The sequence below is a fragment of the Pseudomonas sp. W2Jun17 genome (genome assembly GCF_023127795.1).
GTDB classification, from domain to species: domain Bacteria; phylum Pseudomonadota; class Gammaproteobacteria; order Pseudomonadales; family Pseudomonadaceae; genus Aquipseudomonas; species Aquipseudomonas synxantha_A.
The window spans coordinates 279,970-299,054 of record NZ_SPKO01000007.1; the positions used below are offsets into that span (position 1 = coordinate 279,970).

At 61.7% G+C, this 19,085-nt stretch carries 16 protein-coding genes; 4 read left to right on the plus strand and 12 right to left on the minus strand.

Annotation, left to right across the window (positions count from 1 at the left end; translation table 11 throughout):
• Window positions 1–112: 112 nt before the first annotated feature.
• The gene (locus tag E4O98_RS04655; RefSeq protein ID WP_248134327.1) at window positions 113–2,671 is read left to right on the plus strand and encodes a TonB-dependent receptor; all 2,559 of its coding nucleotides are present in this window, start codon (window positions 113–115) and stop codon (window positions 2,669–2,671) included.
• A 105-nt stretch (window positions 2,672–2,776) separates the two neighbouring features.
• Here the strand turns inward: E4O98_RS04655 and E4O98_RS04660 are convergent, their stop codons facing one another.
• The 4 genes from E4O98_RS04660 to E4O98_RS04680 all read right to left on the minus strand — a co-directional run bounded on the left by E4O98_RS04660 (window position 2,777) and on the right by E4O98_RS04680 (window position 6,223).
• The gene (locus E4O98_RS04660; RefSeq protein ID WP_078820517.1) at window positions 2,777–3,994 is read right to left on the minus strand and encodes an SAM-dependent methyltransferase; all 1,218 of its coding nucleotides are present in this window, start codon (window positions 3,992–3,994) and stop codon (window positions 2,777–2,779) included.
• 221 nt (window positions 3,995–4,215) lie between these two features.
• Window positions 4,216–4,833, minus strand: a complete 618-nt coding sequence (locus E4O98_RS04665; RefSeq protein ID WP_248134329.1) for a TPM domain-containing protein — start codon at window positions 4,831–4,833, stop codon at window positions 4,216–4,218.
• A 31-nt stretch (window positions 4,834–4,864) separates the two neighbouring features.
• Complete coding sequence (locus E4O98_RS27630) at window positions 4,865–5,593, minus strand: TPM domain-containing protein (RefSeq protein ID WP_032877302.1); 729 nt, start codon at window positions 5,591–5,593, stop codon at window positions 4,865–4,867.
• Window positions 5,594–5,611: 18 nt separating this feature from the next.
• Window positions 5,612–6,223 (minus strand): LemA family protein, encoded by a 612-nt coding sequence (locus E4O98_RS04680; protein WP_032877303.1) that lies wholly within the window; start codon window positions 6,221–6,223, stop codon window positions 5,612–5,614.
• 241 nt (window positions 6,224–6,464) lie between these two features.
• Here E4O98_RS04680 and bglX point away from each other — a divergent pair, with 241 nt between their 5' ends.
• Window positions 6,465–8,756, plus strand: coding sequence for a beta-glucosidase BglX (gene bglX, locus E4O98_RS04685; protein WP_032877304.1), 2,292 nt, complete (start codon window positions 6,465–6,467; stop codon window positions 8,754–8,756).
• 128 nt (window positions 8,757–8,884) lie between these two features.
• Here bglX and E4O98_RS04690 read toward each other — a convergent pair whose 3' ends face one another.
• The 8 genes from E4O98_RS04690 to E4O98_RS04725 form a co-directional block, all read right to left on the minus strand.
• Window positions 8,885–10,042 (minus strand): phosphatidylserine/phosphatidylglycerophosphate/cardiolipin synthase family protein, encoded by a 1,158-nt coding sequence (locus E4O98_RS04690; RefSeq protein ID WP_005785930.1) that lies wholly within the window; start codon window positions 10,040–10,042, stop codon window positions 8,885–8,887.
• Window position 10,043: 1 nt separating this feature from the next.
• Window positions 10,044–10,625, minus strand: coding sequence for a YceI family protein (locus tag E4O98_RS04695; RefSeq protein WP_032877305.1), 582 nt, complete (start codon window positions 10,623–10,625; stop codon window positions 10,044–10,046).
• A gap of 171 nt (window positions 10,626–10,796) precedes the next feature.
• The gene (locus tag E4O98_RS04700; RefSeq protein WP_248134331.1) at window positions 10,797–11,555 is read right to left on the minus strand and encodes a helix-turn-helix domain-containing protein; all 759 of its coding nucleotides are present in this window, start codon (window positions 11,553–11,555) and stop codon (window positions 10,797–10,799) included.
• 65 nt (window positions 11,556–11,620) lie between these two features.
• Entirely contained in the window at window positions 11,621–13,063 is a 1,443-nt protein-coding gene (locus E4O98_RS04705) for an amidase (protein WP_228309500.1), read from the minus strand.
• Entirely contained in the window at window positions 13,060–14,370 is a 1,311-nt protein-coding gene (locus tag E4O98_RS04710; protein WP_032877307.1) for a citrate-proton symporter, read from the minus strand. The genes E4O98_RS04705 and E4O98_RS04710 overlap by 4 nt, the downstream gene beginning before the upstream one ends.
• A 60-nt stretch (window positions 14,371–14,430) precedes the next feature.
• The gene (locus E4O98_RS04715; RefSeq protein ID WP_005785919.1) at window positions 14,431–15,606 is read right to left on the minus strand and encodes a M20 aminoacylase family protein; all 1,176 of its coding nucleotides are present in this window, start codon (window positions 15,604–15,606) and stop codon (window positions 14,431–14,433) included.
• 258 nt (window positions 15,607–15,864) lie between these two features.
• The gene (locus tag E4O98_RS04720) at window positions 15,865–16,179 is read right to left on the minus strand and encodes a hypothetical protein (protein WP_032877308.1); all 315 of its coding nucleotides are present in this window, start codon (window positions 16,177–16,179) and stop codon (window positions 15,865–15,867) included.
• A complete protein-coding gene (locus tag E4O98_RS04725) occupies window positions 16,176–17,249 on the minus strand; it encodes a serine hydrolase (RefSeq protein ID WP_032877309.1) in 1,074 nt (357 codons plus the stop codon). Before E4O98_RS04725 ends, E4O98_RS04720 begins: the two co-directional genes overlap by 4 nt.
• Before the next feature lie 184 nt (window positions 17,250–17,433).
• On the opposite strand from E4O98_RS04725, the gene olsB reads away from it, so the two are divergent.
• Window positions 17,434–18,189, plus strand: a complete 756-nt coding sequence (gene olsB / locus E4O98_RS04730; protein ID WP_005785912.1) for an L-ornithine N(alpha)-acyltransferase — start codon at window positions 17,434–17,436, stop codon at window positions 18,187–18,189.
• Window positions 18,189–18,980: a lysophospholipid acyltransferase family protein gene (locus E4O98_RS04735; protein ID WP_032877310.1), complete on the plus strand. Its 792-nt coding sequence runs from the start codon at window positions 18,189–18,191 to the stop codon at window positions 18,978–18,980. The genes olsB and E4O98_RS04735 overlap by 1 nt, the downstream gene beginning before the upstream one ends.
• Window positions 18,981–19,085: the final 105 nt, after the last annotated feature.

Genomic DNA, 19,085 nt, shown 5'->3' on the forward strand with positions numbered 1-19,085 from the left:
CATGAGAATATTTTGCATTCGCATGTGTGGTTTTTTCGGCCTGCCCCGTCTTCCTCCTGTCCGTGTTTGATACGCACACCTTTTTGGCTATTTAGCCGCTCCGGGGGATTTCATGTTTCGCGCGCCTTGCCACGCTTCGCACCTGTTTCTTCGACCCACGCTCCTGGCCACGTGCCTGGCCTTCAGCCTCAACGCCCAGGCCGAGTCGTTCACCCTGCACCTACCGGCCCAGTCACTGGCCACGTCCCTGAGCCAGGTGGCACAGCAGGCGAAAATCCAGCTGCTGTTCGATGAAAGCCTGCTCAAAAACCTGAAAGCGCCGGCGCTCGACGGTGACTACACCGCGGAAGTAGCGATTCGCTCCCTGCTGAAAAACGGCGAGTTCACCCTGATCAAGGTCGGCAGCACCTACGTAGTGCGCCCCGATGAGGGCAAGGCCACCAGCAGCGCCGCGATCCAGCTGGACACGCTGAGCGTGATCGGCACCGGCAACGAAGTGAACGCCAGCACCGTCAACCGCTCCACCCTGACCCAGGCCGATATCGACCGCTACCAGTCCAATAACATTCCGAGCCTGTTGCAGACCCTGCCCGGTGTCAGCCAGGGCGGCTCGCTCAAACCTGGCGGGCAGACCATCAACATCCGTGGTTTCGGCGATGCCGAAGACGTGCCGTTGACCGTGGACGGCGCCACCAAGACCGGCTTTGAGCGCTACCAGCAAGGCACGGTGTTTATCGAACCCGAGCTGATCAAGCGCATCGAAGTGGAAAAAGGCCCCAACTCGCCGTTCACCGGCAATGGCGGCTTCGGCGGCACCGTCAACATGATCACCAAGGACGCCCCGGACCTGCTCCAGGACGGTCGCAACAGCGGCGCGATGCTCAAATACGGCTACTCCAGCAATGATCATGAACAGGTCTACAGCGGTGCCGTGTATGGCCGCACCGACGATGGCCGTTTCGACGCCCTGGCCTACCTGACCCAACGCGACGGCGGCGATATGAAGGTGGCCGCCAAGTTGCCCAACGACAACAACGAGTACCCGATCAACCCCCAGCGCTTGCCCAACAGCGCGCAGGATGTGGACGGCAAGTTGTTCAAGGTCAACGCGTACTTCACCGATGAGCAGAGTGTCGGCCTGTCGTACTCGCGTTCTCACAGCAACCGCTGGACACCGTTTTCCGCCGCGAGCTACCCGACGCCGCCTACCCAGTTCAACATCGACCGCTACGGCTACGAAGGGGCCTTGAAGCGCTTCCTCGCGCACCGCGATACGGTCGATACCACCTGGTCGGGCAAGTATCACTACCAGCCGCTGGATAACCCGCTGGTGGACCTCACCGTCAAATACTCCCAGTCCAATACCGAACAGACCGACGAGCGTGATGCTACCGCGTTTTTCCAACTCGCTACCGGCGGGCGCAAGATGGACACCGCCTACATCGACAAAAACCTCGACATCCGCAACGTCAGCTTGTTCGACACCGGGCCCTTGCAGCATGCGGTGACCGTCGGCGGGCAGATCCGCAAGCACATCCGCGAAACCGAAATGTGGATGCCCGGCACCACCTACAACACGCCGCGCTACAACTATGGGCACTTCCAGCCGGGCTTCATGCCCCAAGGCAAGGTCGATACCAACAGCTTCTTTATCCAGGACGCGGTAACCCTCGGCGATGTGACGATCACGCCGTCGCTGCGCTATGACCACGTGCGCAATCGCGGCGAGGGCAACGATGCGCCCTACTACAACAACCCCGACCCCGCGGTTGGCCACGATTACAGCGACCGCACCTACACCGGCTGGTCGCCACGCCTGGCGCTGTTCTGGACCGTGACGCCGAATGTGGGGTTGTTCGCCAACTGGAGCCAGACCTGGCGCGCCCCGGTGATCGACGAACAATATGAAGTACAGGGCCTGGGCAGCCGCACCGCCACCAGCGTGGACCTGGACCCGGAGCGCATCACCTCGATCACCCTGGGCAACATCACCAACTTCGACAACCTGTTGGTCCAGGACGATAACCTGCAACTGCGCACTACCCTGTTCCACAACAAGATCGAAGACGAAATCTTCAAGGCCACCGGCGTGGGCTGCCAGAACCAGGCCATCAACGGCGGCAGCATCTCCTCAGCGTGCCCGCCGGGGCCGATGTCCAACTATCGCAATATCGGTGGCATGACCATCAAGGGTGTCGAACTCGAATCGATCTATAACTCCACCTACCTGTTTGGTTCGGTATCGTTTGCCTATGCCAAGGGCCAGCACCAGGGCGCCTACACCAACCCCTGGGGCCCGGATGTGGCGGCACGGGATATCCCACCGACCAAATGGGTGCTGGTACTGGGCACCAACATCCCGGCCTGGGATGCCCAGGTGGGCTGGATGGGTCAATTCATCGGCGCTACCGACCGCTTGCCCAGCGACAAATACTCCGGTGGCCCGGGCTCCGGCGTGGGCGACCGGTTCTTCGACCAGTACGGCAACAAGCGTTACAACACCCAGGGCCTGTTCGCCAAATGGAAACCGCAGCAGGCTTACCTCAAAGGCACCGAGGTGAACTTCACGGTGGACAACCTGTTCAACGAAAACTTCCGCCCGGCGTTGAGCGGCGACCGCGCCTATACCAAGGGGCGCGATGCGAAGATCAGCGTGACGCGATTCTTCTGACCACACACGCATTCCAAATGTGGGAGCTGGCTTGCCTGCGATAGCCGTGGTACAGCCACCATCGTCATCGCAGGCAAGCCAGCGCCCACAGGGAACGCGCTCACTTCAGGCCAGGTAGCCATCCCCGCGCAACAGGGTTTCCAGGCAGTGCTCAGTGATGTGGTAGAACGCCTTGAGCTCTTGGATTTTCACCAGCAACTGCGCGTTGTCCAAAGGCTGCGCACGCTTGACCGCAAGAATCATCTTGTTCTTGTTGGTATGTTCCAACGAGATGAACTCGAACACCTTGGTCTCGTAGCCACAGGCTTCCAGGAACAACGCACGCAAGCTGTCGGTGACCATTTCTGCCTGCTGGCCCAGGTGCAGGCCGTATTGCAGCATCGGCTTGAGCAGCGCCGGGCTCTGGATCTGCAGGCGGATCTGCTTGTGGCAGCATGGCGAGCACATGATGATCGACGCGCCGGAGCGGATGCCGGTATGGATCGCGTAATCGGTGGCGATGTCGCAGGCATGCAGGGCGATCATCACGTCCAGTTCGCTCGGCGCCACACTGCGTACGTCCCCGCACTTGAACACCAGCCCCGGGTGCTCCAGGCGCGCGGCAGCACTGTTGCACAGGGTGACCATGTCTTGGCGCAATTCAACACCGGTAACCTCGCCCTCGGCCTTGAGGGTGTTGCGCAGGTAATCATGGATGGCGAAGGTCAGGTAGCCCTTGCCCGAGCCGAAATCGGCAACGCGCACCGGTTGGTCGAGTTTCAACGGCGACGACGTCAGCGCATGGCTGAACACTTCGATGAACTTGTTGATCTGCTTCCACTTGCGCGACATCGAGGGAATCAACGCCTGCCTGGCATCGGTCACTCCCAGATCGGCGAGAAACGGCCGGCTCAGGTCGAGGTAGCGGTTCTTCTCACGGTTATGCTCGGCTGACGGTGCTTCGCGCAGTTGCTGCGGCTGGCTTTTGAACAGCGAGCTTTTGTTCTTCTTGCTGTATTCCAGCTGGGCTTCGTCAGTCAGCGACAGCAAGTGCGCGTTCTTGAATGATGCAGGCAACAGCTCGGCAATCGCCGCCACACCGTCGGCCGAGGGGAAATTCTTGGTGATGTCGCGGGTCTTGTAGCGGTACACGAAGGACAGGCACGGCTGGTCTTTGACGGTGACCGGCTTGATGATCAGCCGTTGCAGCTCGGCTTCCTCACCGACGTACTTGGCCAGCACCAGCTTGATAAAGGCGTTTTGCGCAAGGCTTGCGCTCAGCAATTGGATGAACTGGGCGTGATGATCCGGCGCAGGGTTGGCGGGTTGAGCGGTGACGGACATGAACAAAAACGCCTCGGGCAAAGAATGCCGGGCATTTTAGGGGGGATAGGGGTTCAGGGCACGGGGTTATTTGATCAACGGTCAGTTCCAGCAGCCACAGTAGATCCAAATGTGGGAGGGGGCTTGCCCCCGATATAGGTGGATCAGCCAACAGATTCATTGACTGGTGCATCGCCATCGGGAGCAAGCCCCCTCCCATATTTGGAACTGAGTTGGCCGGGCTATTCGAGTACCACCAGGCGATTGGGCAGCTCATTGCGCGTTTGCGTCACCGGCACATGCACCTTGAGCAACTCGCCGCACGCCTCGATGCACGCAATAAACCCGGCCAGCGTCTGCCCCTGTTTCACCTGCTGGGTGAACGTCTTGACGATGGCGTCCCAACTGCTGTCATCCAGGCGTTTGGAAATGCCGTCATCGACGAGGATCTCCACGTAGCGTTCCGCCTCGCTGACAAATATCAGCACGCCAGTGCTGCCCAACGTGTGATGCAGGTTCTGCTCCAGAAACTGCCGACGCGCCAGGTTAGAGGCGCGCCAGTGGCGTACGGAGCGAGGAATCAGGCGGGTGGTGACCTTGGGCAAGCGAAACACCAGGCACAACACAATAAACGTCGCCCATTGCGCCAACAGCAAGGTGTACATGGTCAGGTAGCCCGAGAAATAATGCACCACGCCCGGTACCACCAACGCGATCAGGCTGGCCCACAGCAACGGGATGTAGGCGTAGTCGTCGGCACGCGCCGCCAGCACGGTCACCAGCTCTGCGTCGGTGTTTTTTTCGACCCGGGCAATTGCTTCGGCGACTTGGCGCTGCTCATGTTCAGTCAGTAATGCCATGGTTGTAGATGCTCTTTTCTCGTTATTGTCATTACCAGCCGCCCGAAGCCCCGCCACCGCCGAAGCCACCACCGCCGCCACGGAAACCACCGCCACCGCCGCCCCCACCACCACCGCGGCCGCTGCTGCTGAGAATGGCCAGCAGGATAGCGCCTACCGGCAAGCCCATGCGATTGCACAGCCACAACACGCCGATCAGCAGGATAAACAGGCCGATGGAAAACCCGGGATTATCCTTGGCGAAATTCGCATCCGCCACATGGGCGGGCACCGCCAGGGGTTCACCGCCCACCACCTGGATCATCGCCGCCACGCCGTCGCTGATGCCCTGGCTGAAATTGCCGGTCTTGAACTTGGGCAGGATCACCTGGTTGATGATCACCCAGGACTGCGCATCCGTCAGCACGCCTTCCAGGCCGTAACCGACTTCGATGCGCAATTGGCGCTCATCACGGGCAACGATCAACAGCGCGCCGTTGTCCTTGCCCTTCTGGCCGATGCCCCATGCGCGCCCCAATTGATAACCGTAGTCTTCAATAGGGACGCCCTGCAGGTCGGGCACGGTGACCACCACAAGCTGGTCACCGGAGGTCTGCTCCAGCGCCTGCAGCTGTTGAGTGAGCTGCTGGCGCGTTGCCGGGTCGATCATCTGGGCGTTGTCCACCACCCGCCCGGTCAGTGCCGGGAAGGTCAGGGCCGCCTGGGCCATGCCCATGCAGGCCAGTAGCCAGAATGCCAGGCCTATCCGTAATAAACGCATCGACACCTCAAGGCAGCGTTATTTGAATTTCACCTGCGGCGCCTTGTCGGCATCGGCGCTGGTGGCTTCAAACGTGGCGCGGATCGGCAAGTCGCTGTACATCACGCTATGCCACAGACGGCCCGGGAAAGTACGGATTTCGGTGTTGTACGCCTGCACGGTCTGGATGAAATCACGACGGGCCACGGCGATACGGTTCTCGGTGCCTTCAAGCTGGGATTGCAAGGCCAGGAAGTTCTGGTTGGCCTTGAGGTCCGGGTAACGCTCGGACACCACCATCAAACGGCTGAGTGCGCCGCTCAAGCCATCCTGGGCTTGCTGGAACTGCTTGAGTTTTTCCGGGTTGTCCAGGGTGCTGGCATCCACCTGGATCGAGGTGGCCTTGGCCCGCGCTTCGATCACGGCGGTGAGGGTCTCCTGTTCGTGGGCGGCATAGGCCTTCACCGTTTCCACCAGGTTGGGGATCAGGTCGGCGCGGCGTTGATACTGGTTCTGCACCTGGCCCCAGGCCGCCTTGGCCTGTTCGTCCAGGGTCGGGATGTTGTTGATGCCGCAACCGCTCAGCACGGTGCTGATCAATAGCAAAGCCGCGGCCTTGAAGCCCCAGCGGTAAGTCTGTGCTGCTTGCATGGTGTTTCTCCTGCCCAATCTTGATGGAATTTGACGACTAACCCTATAAACCACGCGCTTGGGGCATAATCCGCCACCACTGGAATGCATCGAGCCAATCAGCTACAAAGATGCCCAGCGCGAAAAAGAGTTCAGAGTGTGCTGCATTTATCTGAACAACACCCGAACAACAATAGACGTTCCCCACATTTTGGCCGACAGCATGCGTTTAATGCTGCGCAGTAGCCGAAAAAGGATATTCATGAAAAAGCTGTGTTTGCTCGGCCTTGTTGCCACGCTGGCCACCCACCCCGTCTGGGCAGAAACAAAGCCTGCTGCGCTTAAAGACAAGGACGCCTTCGTCAGCGACCTGCTCAAGCAAATGACCCTGGACGAAAAGATCGGCCAATTGCGCCTGATCAGCATCGGCCCGGAAATGCCCCGCGAGATGATCCGCAAGGAAATCGCCGCCGGCCGCATCGGTGGCACCTTCAACTCCATCACCCGCCCGGAAAACCGTCCGATGCAGGACGCGGCCATGCGCAGCCGCTTGAAGATCCCGATGTTCTTCGCCTATGACGTGATCCACGGCCACCGCACCATTTTCCCGATCAGCCTGGCCCTGGCCTCCAGCTGGGACATGGACGCCATCGGCCGCTCCGGGCGCATCGCCGCCCAGGAAGCCGCTGCCGACAGCCTCGACATCACCTTCGCGCCGATGGTCGATATCTCCCGCGACCCGCGCTGGGGCCGTACCTCCGAAGGTTTCGGCGAAGACACCTACCTGGTCTCGCGGATTGCCGAAGTCATGGTCAAGGCGTTCCAGGGCGCAAGCCCGGCGAATGCCGACAGCCTGATGGCCAGCGTCAAGCACTTCGCCCTGTATGGCGCGGTGGAAGGCGGGCGCGACTACAACGTGGTCGACATGAGCCCGGTCAAGATGTACCAGGACTACCTGCCGCCCTACCACGCGGCGATCAAGGCCGGTTCCGGCGGCGTGATGGTCGCGTTGAACTCGATCAACGGCGTGCCCGCCACCGCCAACACCTGGCTGATGAACGACCTGCTGCGCAAGGACTGGGGCTTCAAGGGCCTGACCGTCAGCGACCACGGCGCGATCTTCGAGCTGATCAAGCACGGCGTGGCCAAGGACGGGCGCGAAGCCGCCAAGCTGGCGATCAAGGCCGGCATCGACATGAGCATGAACGACTCGCTGTACGGTAAGGAATTGCCTGGGCTGCTCAAGTCCGGCGAGATCGAGCAAAGCGACATCGACAATGCCGTGCGCGAAGTGCTCGGCGCCAAGTACGACATGGGCCTGTTCAAGGACCCGTACCTGCGCATCGGCAAGGCCGAGGATGACCCGGTCGACACCTACGCCGACAGCCGCCTGCACCGCGCCGAGGCCCGCGACATTGCGCGCCGTAGCCTGGTGTTGCTGAAAAACCACAACGACACCCTGCCGCTGAAAAAATCCGCGACCATCGCCCTGGTCGGCCCGCTGGCCAAGGCGCCGATCGACATGATGGGCAGTTGGGCGGCTGCCGGCCGACCTGCGCAATCAGTGACCCTGCTCGACGGCATGAACGCCGTGATCGGCGAAAAGGGCAAAGTGATCTATGCCCGCGGTGCCAACATCACCGGCGACAAGGCGGTGCTCGACTACCTCAACTTCCTCAACTTCGATGCTCCGGAAGTGGTGGATGACCCACGCCCTGCCCAAGTATTGATCGACGAAGCGGTGAAAGCGGCGAAGAACGCCGACGTCATCGTCGCGGCCGTGGGCGAATCCCGTGGCATGTCCCACGAGTCGTCGAGCCGTACCGACCTGAACATCCCGCAAAGCCAGCGCGACCTGATCAAGGCCCTCAAGGCGACCGGCAAGCCGTTGGTGCTGGTGCTGATGAACGGCCGCCCGCTGTCGATTCTCGAAGAGAACCAACAGGCTGACGCGATCCTGGAAACCTGGTTCGCAGGTACCGAAGGCGGCAACGCCATCGCCGACGTGCTGTTCGGGGACTACAACCCGTCGGGCAAGCTGCCGATCACCTTCCCGCGTTCGGTAGGGCAGATTCCCACCTACTACAACCACCTGACCATTGGCCGGCCGTTCACCCCAGGCAAGCCGGGCAACTACACCTCGCAGTACTTCGATGACACCACAGGTCCCCTGTTTCCATTTGGCTATGGCCTGAGCTACACCCAGTTCAGCCTGTCGGACATGGCACTGTCGTCCACCACCCTGAACAAGACCGGCAAGCTCGACGCCAGCGTCACCGTGAAGAACACCGGCAAGGTCGATGGCGAAACCGTGGTGCAGTTGTATATCCAGGATGTGGCCGGCTCGATGATCCGCCCGATCAAGGAGCTGAAGAACTTCCAGAAGGTCATGCTCAAGGCCGGCGAAGCGCGCACGCTGCATTTCACCATCACCGAGGACGACTTGAAGTTCTACAACGCCCAGCTCAAGTTCGCGGCGGAACCGGGTGAGTTCAATGTGCAGATCGGGCTGGATTCCCAGGATGTGCAGCAGCAGACCTTTGAACTGCTCTAACGCCTGACGCGGTCAAAAATGTGGGAGGGGGCTTGCTCCCGATAGCAGTGGGTCAGTCAATGAATCTGTTAACTGAAACACCGCCATCGGGAGCAAGCCCCCTCCCACATTTGACCTCATTGTTCTTGTTAGCCGCGCCGGTCGAGCAGATTGACCACCAACCGATCAATCCACCCCCACACCCGCTGCTTCACCCGCTTCCACAACGGCCGCGCCTTCCAGGCCTCCAGGCTCACCACCTGGCTTTGGGCAAAATCCGCTTCGAAACTGCCCACCACCGCCGCCGTCAATCCCGGGTCCAACGCTTCGAGGTTGGCTTCCAGGTTGAAGCGCAAATTCCAGTGGTCGAAATTGCACGAGCCAATGCTGACCCAATCGTCCACCAGCACCATCTTCAGGTGCAAAAAGCACGGCTGGTATTCAAAAATCTGCACGCCTGCACGCAGCAGACGCGGGTAATAACGATGGCCGGCGTAGCGTACTGACGGGTGATCGGTACGGGGCCCGGTGAGCAGCAAACGCACATCCACCCCGCGCCCTGCCGCCCGGCGCAAGGCACGACGCACGCTCCAGGTCGGCAGAAAATAGGGAGTCGCCAGCCAGATACGCCCTTTGCTGCTGTTCAACGCGCGAATCAACGACTGCAGGATATCGCGGTGCTGACGAGCGTCGGCGTACGCCACGCGACCAAGCCCAGGGCCCGTCGCTGGCACTTTCGGCAAGCGCGGCAAACCGAAATGGGTCGCCGGTTTCCATTCACGGCGCGCGGCGTTAGCGTGCCATTGCCGGTCGAACAGGGCCTGCCAGTCCAGTACCAGCGGGCCGCTGATCTGCACCATCACTTCATGCCAATCGGCGCTGTCTTGCCCCGGCGTCCAGAACTCATCGGTGACGCCCGTACCACCGACCACGGCAACGCGCTGGTCGATCAGCAGCAGCTTGCGGTGGTCGCGATACAGGTTGCGCATCCAGCGCCGCCAATTCAGGCGGTTGTAAAAACGCAGCTCCACGCCGGCGTCGGTCAAGCGCTTGCGCAGCCCAAGGGTAAACGCCAGGCTGCCGTAGTCATCGAACAAGCAGCGCACCTGCACCCCACGTTCGGCGGCCAGCACCAGCGCCTGCACCATCGCGTCGGCACAGGCGCCGGCTTCGACCAGATACAGCTCAAGATCCACCTGCTGCTCGGCCCGGGCGATGCCCACCAGCATCTGCGGGAAGAAACTCGGCCCGTCGATCAGCAGTTCGAATTGATTGGCGCTGCGCCACGGGAACACTGCGCCACTCATGTCAGCGCGCCGTGAAGATCAGTACCGCACCCACCGGCACCGACAAACTGATCGACTTGAGCCCCGCCGCCTTGCGCAACGCCGCCACACCCGGCGCCAGATCGAAGTCCTCGGCGTGCAACACCACAGGCTCAAGGGTCACCACCTGGAAACGTCGCTCATCCAGGCGCGTGGCAAGCAATTCGGCGCTGTAGGTCTGGGTCTTGCCGTGCAGGGTGACGCTCAGCGGCAGGCGCAACTCCAGTTGCGCGCCGGACGCCAGGTCGTTGATCGGTTGCAGATTGATCTGTGCGCTGATCAATGCGTCGGGAAAGGCCTTGATCTGGAACAGCTCTTTGCGCATGCGCTCATCGCGCAGCGGGATGCCGCTGTTGATCGACTCCATCTCCACTTGCAACTGCGCCGCGCCTTTGGCATCGACTTTGCCGTGCAGCACCAGGAAGCGGTGGACTTCAGCAACCTCTGTGTTTTTGGTGGTGACGAAAGACAGGCGCGAGGATTCGTTATCCAGGTACCAATCGGCGTGGGCAGGCACGGTGGCGCAGGTCAGCAGGGCGAAGACCAGAGGTTTGACATTGAACATAAAGACTCATGGGGCAAAAAACCTGGGCGAACATTAAGCGCAATCTCACGAACGGCGCAAATCCATTGTGGGAGCTGGCTTGCCTGCGATGGCGGTGTGCCAGGCGAGAAATGGTTGACTGATACATCGCCATCGCAGGCAAGCCAGCTCCCACAGGGTTTTGCGGTGTTTTTAATCCAGCGTTCGCTGAACTTCGCACACCGCCTGTTCAAGGATGGCCATATGCAAATTCAACACCCGCTCCACCGGCGCCTGATGCATGGGCCAATGCAACGCCATGCTCCCCACCAACCGGCCATTGGCGTGCACCGGCAACGCCACCGCCCGAATCAGGAAGGGCAAACGCACCGGGTATTCCCAATAGCCCTCGGTACGCTGGCCGAACCCCTGGTGCTGGGTTTGCTCGCAAGCATGGCTTTGCTCATCGGCGGCCACACGATCGCGACACGCCAGCCGCTGCACTTCATCAAGGGGCAACTGCGTCAGGCATGCCTTGCCCATCGCCGAGTGAAACAGGCTGGCGTACTGACCGACGATCTGGCAGTTGTTCGGGTAGAGCTTGCGCAACACGCTGGGAATCGCGCTTTCCATGACTTCCAGGCGCTCGCCGTCGAAACACGACAAGTCCACCACCAACCCCGTGCGCTCGCTGAGCTCCAATAACCAGGGCGCCGCGCTTTCCACCACCTGGCGCTTGAAGCGTTGCTGGGTATCACCGAACAAACGCCGAGCGCGCAGGCGGTAACGCCGATCGCTCAGGCCGCGGTAGACCCAGCCCTGATCCTGCAAGGTCAGTAACATGCGCGACACCGTGGCCTTGGGCAGCCGCGTAAGGTAGTGCAGTTCTTCCAGCCCAAGGGCCTGGTGCTCGCCCAGCAACTCGACGATTGCCAGTGCGCGCTCAACCGAGCGTACCGTGCCTGTCTCCATGTTCGATCTCCCTGTTGCCGGTGGATGATCTGTTTTACACAGCAAGATACAGGCCCGGTCGCAGGTCAGGTGGTGGTGGCAATGCACGCCGGCGGCCGGCGCTGCACCCATTGAGTCAGCTGTTCATGGGCAAATGCCAGTTGCAGCACGGCTCGGTCGGCCTGGGCCGGGCCGATGACTTGCAGGCCCATGGGCAGCCCTTGGGGGTTGAAGCCCACCGGGATGCTCATGCTCGGCAAACCGGCGAGTGTCGGGCCGATCACCACTTCCATCCAGCGGTGATAGGTGTCCATTTCGCGCCCGCCAACGAGGCGTGGCCAAGGCTGTTGTGCATCGAAAGGGAACACTTGGGCGGTGGGCAACAGCAGAAAATCGTAACGTTCAAACAACTTGGCCAGGGCCCGATACCACTCGCTGCGATCCACCGACGCCTGGTACACCTGCTGGGCACTCAGGCCCTGGCCGCCCTCCACTTCCCATTGCGCTTCGGGCTTGAGCAATGCGCGTTTTCGCGGGTTGGCGTAGGCCGCGCCGAGGTTGCCGTGCACCAGCCAATGGCGGTGTACCAGCCAGCAACGCCACAGGCGCGCCAGGGAAAAGTCCGGCTGGCAGCTTTGCACCTCGCAGCCCAGCTGGGTGAAATCATCGAGTGCCGCCTCGCACAGGCTCAGCACGCCGTCTTGCATCGGCAGATAACCGTTGTAGTCACCCAGCCAACCCAGGCGCGTGCCTTTGAAGTCGCGCTGTAACGACTGGCCCAGCATCGCGGGATCGTCCTGGGATGACAAGGGCACACGGGGGTCGTAACCGGCCTGGATGCTCAGCAGCCGCGCTACATCCGTGACACTGCGCCCCATCGGGCCTTCGGTGCCCAGTTGCTGCACAAACAGCTCCGGCATCGGCCCGTGGGGCACGCGGCCCTGGGACGGGCGCAAGCCGAACACGTTATTGAACGCCGCCGGGTTGCGCAGCGAGCCCATCATGTCGCTGCCATCGGCCACCGGCAACATCCGCAACGCGAGGGCCACCGCTGCCCCGCCGCTGCTGCCGCCGGCCGTCAGGCGTGGGTCATAGGCATTGCCGGTGGTGCCGAACAGCGTGTTGTAGGTGTGGGACCCCAGGCCAAACTCCGGCACGTTGGTCTTGCCGATGATGATCGCGCCACTGGCGCGCACCCGCGCCACGCTGATGGCGTCTTCGCTGGGCACGTGCTCGGCAAACAACGGTGAGCCCAAGGTGGTACGCAAACCTTGGGTCGCCGCCAGATCTTTGATGGCCTGGGGCATGCCATGCATCCAACCGCGGGATTGACCCTGGTACAGCTCACGGTCGCAGGCCCTAGCCTCGGCCAGCACAACCTCGCTGTCGCGCAACGACACCAGCGCATTCACACGGGGGTTGAAACGCTGGATCTGCGCCAGGTACGTCTGCATCACCTCTTCGCACGATACCTGCCGCCCATGGATCGCCTGCGACAGTTGCGTGGCATCCCAATCGACAATACTCAAGGCTTCACCTCTCTGGAAAACGGCAGCGGTTTGCTCGCTCGTGGTGCCTCGCGCATGCAATAAGTGCCGAGCAGCGTCAGCACGCACGCGAACAATACGTAGAACGACGGCGCCACCGGAGTGCCCAGCACCTTGCTCAGCCAAGTGACGATCAACGGCGCAAAACCGCCGAACACCATCACCGCCACGTTATAGGCCACCGACACGCCGGTCGAGCGCACCTCGATGGGAAACTGTTCAGCCAACGCCGTCGGCGCCGGGCCGAAGAACCCGCCAATGGCCGTGCACAGCATTACCTGCATCACCAGCAAGCGCTCGATGGACGGCGCGGCAGCCACCCATACATACAACGGGTAGACCATCACGAAGAACGCCAGGGTGAAGGCCATCAACACCGGTCGCCGCCCCAAACGATCCGAGAGCAGGCCGGACAACGGAATCACCACGGTCATCAGCGCCACCGCAAACATCTGCACCATCAGCACCTGGTCCAACGGCAGGCCGAGATTCTTGTGGGCGAAGGTCGGCATGTTCACCAACACCACATAGAACGACACCGTCGCCCCGCACGCCAGGCCCATGGACACCAGGATGCTGCGCCGATGCTCACGCAGCACCTGCATCAGGCTCGGTGCCGGGCCGGTGGCGTTTTTACGCGCCTGGATAAACTCTTCCGGGTCCTCCATGTGCCGCCGGATCCACAACCCCACCGGGCCGATCAGCAAGCCCAGCACAAACGGCAGGCGCCAGCCCCACAGGTCGAGGGTTTCGGGGGAGAAGAAGTGCGTGACCAGCGCCACCATCGCCGCACCACCAAACACCGCCAGGCACTGCCCCACCAATTGCCAGGAACCATACAACCCCTTGCGATGGGCCGGTGCGCTCTCCACCAGAAACGCCGTGGCGCTGGCATATTCACCGCCCGTGGCAAACCCCTGAAGCATCCGCGCCACCACAATCAGCAACGGCGCGCCCATACCGATGGCGGCGTAGTTGGGGGCGAAGGCGATCAGCGCGATAGACACGGTCATCAGCCGAATAATCAATTGCATCGCGGCTTTGCGGCCTTTGCGGTCGGCGTAGATACCCAACAGGATCCCGCCCACCGGCCGCATGAAAAAGCCCACGCCAAAGGTGGCCAGGGCCATCAGCAGCGAAGCGTATTCATCCTCCGACGGGAAAAACTGCCGGGCGATGATGCTGGCGAGAAAGCCGTAGACGATGAAGTCATACCATTCCAGTGCATTGCCGATCACGGCGGCCACCACTTGGCGGGTGCGCGAGACGCCTGGTTTTAAAGTCTGCATGAGGAGCACTCCATTCAACCGATAAGGGAAAGGGTCCAGCGGCAGAAAAAAGTGCGGTCGTCAGGCAGGCTTGAGCCAGCTCTCGGCCAACGCGCCCCAATAGGCGGCGCCGGTCAGCAGGATGTCGTCGTTGAAGTCATAGGCGGGGTTATGCACCATCGGCCGCGACACGCCGTTGCCGATAAACAGGTAACTGCCGGGGCAGCGTTGCAGCATCCAGGCGAAGTCTTCACTGCCCATCAGCGTGCGAGTGTTGCCGTCCACCGCATCGGCGCCGAGCAAGGCCACACCGACCTGGCGAGCGAATTCGGTTTCTTCGCCATGGTTGACCAGCACCGGGTAGGCCGGACGGTGCTCGATCTGCACGGTGCAGCCGAAGCTGGCGGCCTGGGTGTTGATGATCGCGTTGACCCGCTCCAGCATCTGTTCGCGCACCTTGGGGTTGAGTGCACGCAGGCTCAGGCGCAGCAAGGCTTGCTGGGGAATCACGTTGGCGGCCTGGCCGGCTTGCAGCGCACCGACCGTAACCACGGCGGCTTCCTGGGTATCGATATTGCGCGCTACTACCGTCTGCAAGGCCATGACCATACTCGCCGCCGCCACCAGCGGATCCACCGTCAGATGCGGCATGGAACCGTGGCCGCCGACGCCTTCAAGGGTGACAGTGAGCAAGTCCTGGGACGCCATCATCGGGCCAACTCTTAATCCCAAATGCCCCGCCGGCAAGCCCGGCATATTGTGCATGCCGAACAGGCCGTCACACGGGAAGCGCTCCAGCAAACCATCCGCCAACATCGCCTCGGCACCGCCCTGGCCTTCTTCGGCGGGTTGAAAAATCAGATTCAGGGTGCCGTCGAATTGCCGGGTCGCCGCCAGGTAGCGGGCAGCGCCGAGCAGCATGGTGGTGTGGCCGTCATGCCCGCAGGCGTGCATGCAACCGGCGTGCTGGCTGGTGTAGGCCGCACCGGTATTTTCGATGATGGGCAAGGCGTCCATATCGGCACGAATACCCAGCGTGCGCGAACTGCTGCCATTGCGCAGCACGCCGACCACACCGGTTTTGCCAATGCCGGTATGCACCTCATACCCCCAATCCCGCAGGGACTGCGCGACCAGCGCTGAGGTGCGGTTCTCTTCAAAGCCGAGTTCGGGATGGGCGTGGATATCGTGGCGCACAGCGTGCAAGTCGCTGGCGACATCGCTGAGCCAATCCAGAATGTGCTGGTGTGGGCGCATGGTGATTCTCCTCACAGGCGGGTGGTCCCGTTCTTGTTAGCGACACATCGACAGCTAAGCGCGATGTGGGGCTGAGGACAATCAAAGGTGGTTCCACCCTGTGGAACCTCAGGGCCGGTTCTTTTTCCGAGAACCCACGCAGATAATCTAAATGTGGGAGCTGGCTTGCCTGCGATGACGGCGGCACAGGCACCAGTGATGTTGGCTGACCTGACGCTATCGCAGGCAAGCCAGCTCCCACAGGGGAATTTGGGTGTGTCAGGGGTTGAGGCGGCAGCCTTGGCGGTCGCCCAACCACCGTGCCGTATGCGTACGCCCCAACCCACTCGCCGTCACTTCACTGCGCTCCGGCGTGTCGATCAACGCACTGGTCGGCACGTACTGCTTCACATACCCACGGCAATACTGCGCCGGGTTGTTCTCCACATACCGACACGAGCAATACTCCTTGGCCGTGTACGCCGCGATGATGTCGGGGAAGGCTTGCAGGTTGACGCGCTCGTGCCATACCCAACCCAATAGGGCCAGCAACAGCAGTAGCAGCAGGCTGGTAAATGGCCGACGACGAATCATGACCGCACCGCCGCCAGCACGCGCTTGAGCAGTTCGTTGTGGCGGTAGCTGCCATCGCGGTCATCGCCGTAGCGCACGATCACCAAGTGCTCGTCGGGCAGTACAAACAGTGCCTGGCCCCAGTGCCCCAGCGCAGCGAAGGTGTCGGTCGGCGCGTCGGGCCAGGGTTGGGGCGTACCCTTGTTGAGCCACCAGTGGCCGCCCGGTACCGCTTCATCCTGGCCGGCTTTGTATTTGTCGAAAGGCCGCCGATTGAAAGCCACCCACTCTTTGGGCAGCAACTGTTGCTCACCCCAGCGCCCATCCCGTGCCATCAGCAGCCCGACCCGCGCCAGATCGCGAGCAGTGAGGTAGGCGTAGGACGAGGCAACAAAGGTTTCGTCGGCATCGGTTTCCCACGTCGCGTTGCGAATGCCCAATGGCTTGAACAGCGCATCCCACGGATAGCTCATGTACGCCTGGTGGCCGAGCATCCCTTTAAGCGCAGCGGACAGAATATTGCTGTCGCCACTGGAATAACGGAACGCCTGGCCGGGCTCGGCGGCGGCTTCGGTATCGGCGGCAAATTGCGCCATATCGTCACGCCCACGGGTATAGAGCATCGCCACAACAGAAGACTTCAACGGGGCGTATTCATAGTCCTCCTGCCAATCCAGCCCCGAAGCCCAATGGAGCAAGTCGGCCATGCTCACCTTGGGGTGCTGCTTCATTGGCGGGTAAAAACGTGCGGCCGGGTCGGTGAGCTTGAAACGGTTTTCGCCGTAGGCCACGCCGAGCACAGTGGCCATCAGGCTTTTGCTCACCGACCAGGTCAGGTGCGGCGTGCTGGCGGTGGTTGGCGCGGCGTAGCGTTCGTAGATGATTTCGCCGTCACGAATGACCAGCAGCGCGTCGGTACGAATGCCTTTGCGGGTGGTGTCGTCACGGGTTGGGAAAGCATAGGCGTTCAGGGCATCGACAGCAGGACCTTCAAGTGACGTGCCCGTGGCCCATTCTTTTTCGGGCCAGGTTTCAGCGCGGACGGTAGCGGTGACTAAAAGCACAATAACGCACAGCAGGCCTCGGACCATGGGCACGAACTCAAGGGGGCATTCAAGCCCGCGAGCCTAGCGCAGGCCAATGACAGATTTGCTACACGGGGGCTGTCACCCAACCGTCACCGTAAGTTCATGGAGATGACACCGAGGCTACATAGCCTGACTTTGGACAACAAAGTCGACTGGCCGCAACCTGGCCGGCACCCGGAGACTCGCTATGACTCAGATCGCCCGCATCAGCGACAAAGGCAATGAACGCCGTCTGCAAGCCGAACGCCTGGTGGGCGCCAAGGCCTTGCAGGAAGCCCAGGCCCTGCGGTTCAACGTGTTCAGCGGCGAGTTCAACGCCAAGCTGAAAGGCGCGGAACTGGGCCTGGACATGGATGACTATGATGTTCACTGCAGCCACATCGGCGTGCGGGACTTGAACAGCGGTCGACTCGTCGCCACCACCCGTCTGCTCGACCACCAGGCCGCCAGCACTTTGGGCCGGTTCTACAGCGAAGAAGAATTCAGCCTGCATGGCTTGCTGCACTTGCAGGGCCCGATCCTGGAAATCGGTCGCACCTGCGTCGACCCGGCTTACCGCAACGGCGGCACCATCGCGGTGCTCTGGGGCGAACTGGCCGAAGTGCTCAACCAGGGCAGCTACAGCTACCTGATGGGCTGCGCGAGCATCCCGATGCACGATGGCGGCATTCAGGCCCACGCAATCATGCAGCGCTTGCGCGAGCGCTACCTGTGCAACGAACACCTGCGCGCCGAGCCGAAAAAGCCACTGCCGGCCCTGGACTTGCCGTCCAACGTCATCGCCGAAATGCCACCGCTGCTCAAAGCTTATATGCGCCTGGGCGCGAAGATCTGCGGCGAGCCGTGCTGGGATGAAGACTTCCAGGTGGCCGATGTGTTCATCCTGCTCAAGCGCGATGAGTTGTGCCCGCGCTACGCGCGCCACTTCAAGGCGGCGATGTGATGAACCGCCTGCGCATCTACGGGCGCATCGCCCGCGTGCTGTTGGTGGTGGCGCTGGGCTTGAGCATGGCCAGTGTGTTTGGCCTGTTCGAACGTCTGGGCGTGGCCAATTCGATGGTGCGGCGCCAGCGTTGGTCGCGGTTCTTTATGGCGCGGTTGAGCAACGCCCTGCCCTTTCGCGTAACGGTGCACGGCGAGTTGCCGCAAGCGCCGATGCTGTGGGTGAGCAATCACGTGTCCTGGACCGACATTCCACTGCTGGGCATGGTCACGCCGCTGTCGTTTTTGTCCAAGGCCGAAGTCCGCACCTGGCCGGTAGCCGGCTGGCTGGCGGCCAAGGCCGGCAGTCTGTTCATTCGTCGTGGCGCGGGTGACAGCCAGTTGATCCGCAAACAGATGACCCGCCATCTGGAGCAACAGCACCCGCTGCTGATGTTCCCCGAGGGCACCACTACCGACGGGCGCAGTTTGCGTACTTTTCACGGGCGTTTGCTGGCCAGTGCAATCGATGCGGATGTGTCGCTGCAACCGGTGGCGATTCGTTATCTGCGTGACGGTGGGGTTGATCCGCTGGCGCCGTTCATTGGCGATGACGATTTGCTCTCGCACTTGATGCGCTTGTTTTCCAACGACCAGGGCGATGTGCAGATTCATCTGCTCAAGCCGATTGCCTGCGCCGGGCAGGAACGCGCGGCACTGGCGTATCAGGCGCAGCAGGCGGTGCAAAAGGCGTTGTTTGGCCCGGTGCCGGAAGCTGAGCAAGTGGCTGCTCGACCTGCGTTCGCGGCATAAAGCGGGCACAGTCATATGTGGGAGGGGGCTTGCTCCCGATAGCAGTTGTTCAGTCAACATAGACAGTGACTGACACACCGCAATCGGGAGCAAGCCCCCTCCCAC